The organism is Streptomyces sp. NPDC006384, assembly GCF_042870695.1.
Classification (GTDB): domain Bacteria; phylum Actinomycetota; class Actinomycetes; order Streptomycetales; family Streptomycetaceae; genus Streptomyces.
Map to the genome: position 1 here is coordinate 1 of NZ_JBIAHR010000058.1, position 2,848 is coordinate 2,848.

The following is a 2,848-nucleotide window of genomic DNA, read 5'->3' on the forward strand; positions in this document are numbered from 1 at the left end:
TGTCGGCGTACACGTGAACGTCCCCACCCGCGTACGGATGAAAAGGGACAGTTGTTGATGCGTTGAGACCTGCTGCTCGGCACTCTGCTGCTTGGTCGGTGAGAGGCGACGGGAGGCGGTCGACGGTGGTCCTGGATCCGCAACGTTGGTTGGAACTGCGGCGCTTTCGGAGTCTGTTGGAATCCGGGGCGATCAGCCTCTCGGAGGTGTCCCGGGAGACCGGGCTGGACCGGAAGACGGTCCGCAAATATCTGTCGGCGCCGGGGCCGGCGACCCCGCCGCGGCGGTCGCCGAACGGGCGATCGAAGGCGAGGGTGATCGACGAGTTCGCGCCGCTGGTCGACTCGATGCTGCGGGCCGAGATCCTGATGAAGGCCGCAGTGATCCACGAGCGGCTGGCCGTGCAGTACGGGTTCACCGGCAACTACCAGCGGACCAAGCTCTACGTCCAGGAAGCCCGGCCCCGGATCGCCGAGGAACTCGGCATCACGCCGAAGGAGCTGGCGGGCATGCACCGCCGCTTCGAGGTCATCCCCGGCGCCCAGGCCCAGGTCGACTGGGGCGACGAGGGCAAGATCCTCGCCCACATGGGCATCCCGAAGGTCTACTCCTTCCACATGACTCTGTCGTACTCACGAGACCCGTTCTGCTGCTTCACCACCAGCCAGGACCTCCAGACGTTCTTCGACTGCCACCGCCGGGCATTCGCCCACTTCGGCGGAGTGCCGATGACGATCGTCTACGACCGGACCAAGACCGTCGTCCGCCGCCACGTCGCCCCGGGCGAGGCGGTCCCACTGCATCCGGAGGCGGTCGGCTTCGCCGGCCACTACGACTTCGACATCGACGTCCTGGCCGCCTACCGGCCCACCGGCAAGGGACGCGTCGAGCGGCAAGTCCTCATCGTCCGCGACCACGTCCTTTCCGGCCGATCCTTCTCCTCCGTCGAGGAGATGGACGCCGCCTTCATCACCTGGGTCCCGCAGCGACGGGCCCAGGCCCACAGGACCCACCAGCAGATCATCGGCGAGCGGGCCGCCCGCGACCACGTGGCCCTCAAGCCACTGCCGCCGACCCCGTATCTGGTGGCCGAACGGCATCTGCGGCCGGTCGGCAAGGACTGCCTGGTCGCCTTCGGCGGCAACCTCTACTCGGTGCCCGCCCGCAAGGTCCGACCACGTCAGCTGGTGGAGATCCGGGCCACAAAGTCGCAGATCATGTTGCACTCCACCATGGCCGACTCCAGCGGCGAGACGTTGCTGGCGACCCATCCTCGGGCGATCGGCCGCGGGGTCCGCGTCGTCGAAGAGGCCCACTGGGACGGCCTGCCCACCGGCAGAGGACGTTGCACCACAACCGGCGACGTCCTGCCCCAGCCCCGCCAAGAGCGTCCTCTGGGCGAGGAGGCCGGACCTCTGCAGGCCCTGCTGAACCGGGCCGCGGCCACCCGCGTCGAGGTCGGACGCCGGCCGCTGTCGGTCTATGACGAGCTGACCGGAACCCGTCCCTTCACCACCCGTCCGAGCACGAGGGAAACGTCTTGAGCGAGCTGGTCTCCACCCGCATCCGCAACACGGCCGGCAAGCTCGGCCTGCCCCACCTGGCCGAAACGATCAACGAATACACCCGCCGGGCCGACGAGGGGAAGATGGGCTACCTCGACTTCCTCGACCTGGTCCTGTCCGAGGAACTCGCCGTCCGCGACGACCGCCGCTTCCGCCAGGGCCTGCGGCTCTCCCGGCTGCCGCACCACAAGACGCTCGACGAATACGACTTCTCCTTCCAGCCCGACCTCGACCCGCGGAAGGTCAAGGACCTCGCCACCCTCTCGTTCGTCGAGGGCAAGGCGAACGCCGCCCTGCTCGGGCCGCCCGGGGTCGGCAAGACGCACATCGCCGTCGCCCTGGCGGTCGCAGCCTGCCGGGCCGGCTACTCGATCTACTTCACCAGCCTCGACGACATGGTCCGCAACCTCAAGGCCGCCGAGGCCGCCGGCCGTCTGACGAACAAGCTCGGCACCTACCTGCGACCGAGCGTTCTCGTGGTCGACGAGGTCGGCTACCAGCCCCTCGAACGAGCGGAGGCGAACCTGGTCTTCCAGGTCATCTCCAAGCGTTACGAGAAGGGCTCGATCATCCTGACCTCGAACAAGACCTTCAGTGAATGGGGCCAGGTCTTCAGCGACGAGGTCCTCGCCACCGCGATCCTCGACCGGCTCCTCCACCACTGCGACGTGATCTCCATCAACGGCCCCAGCTACCGGCTCAAGAACCGCCTCAAGGCCATCGAGCGCGAGAACGACGTGGCCTGACCATCCACGACGCTTCCGGCGGCCGAGCACTTTGATCAGTCGTCGATCACCCGTTGAAAGATCTCGGAGAACTCGCCGTTCTCGATCAGGCCGGCGATCACGCCGGTCATGCTGTCGATGCCGGGATCCCTGACGATCAGGCCATCCGAGACCCAGAAATACCGGCCCCCGAGGGCCTCGTCGGTCCCTGTCCAGAGCTTCATCAGGCGCTCGACTTCCGCGACGGTGAACACGGTCGCGGTCCAACAGGATCCGTCCTTCAGGGTCACGAAGACATCGACGTTGCAGACCTCGTCCAAGTCCTCGCCGTCGCTGGGCAGGAACGACGCCTGGAAGTTGTCCATGCGGACCCGATACCAGGGCTCGTCCCACCCTCGTTCGATCGGTTCAGACGATGTGCTGGGGCTCATCGCGTGAGTGTCCCGGCTCGGGTCATCGATCTCAACCGAGATCCTCTGTCCCGTTGCCGCTGCCTGCGGCCAGAGCCGGGGACGTTCGTCCGTACGCATCTGGGGAGAAAAGTCCGTACGCCGACAG

Annotated in this window: 3 protein-coding genes; 2 read left to right on the forward strand and 1 reads right to left on the reverse strand. The window is 67.0% G+C overall.

The window, feature by feature from the left end; genetic code table 11:
• Positions 1-125: 125 nt before the first annotated feature.
• Both istA and istB read left to right on the forward strand, forming a co-directional pair.
• Positions 126-1,544, forward strand: a complete 1,419-nt coding sequence (gene istA / locus ACFYOJ_RS36225; RefSeq protein ID WP_356559456.1) for an IS21 family transposase — start codon at positions 126-128, stop codon at positions 1,542-1,544.
• Positions 1,541-2,311 (forward strand): IS21-like element helper ATPase IstB, encoded by a 771-nt coding sequence (istB, locus tag ACFYOJ_RS36230; RefSeq protein WP_356559454.1) that lies wholly within the window; start codon positions 1,541-1,543, stop codon positions 2,309-2,311. The genes istA and istB overlap by 4 nt, the downstream gene beginning before the upstream one ends.
• A gap of 35 nt (positions 2,312-2,346) precedes the next feature.
• Here istB and ACFYOJ_RS36235 read toward each other — a convergent pair whose 3' ends face one another.
• A complete protein-coding gene (locus ACFYOJ_RS36235) occupies positions 2,347-2,721 on the reverse strand; it encodes a hypothetical protein (RefSeq protein ID WP_356559458.1) in 375 nt (124 codons plus the stop codon).
• Positions 2,722-2,848: the final 127 nt, after the last annotated feature.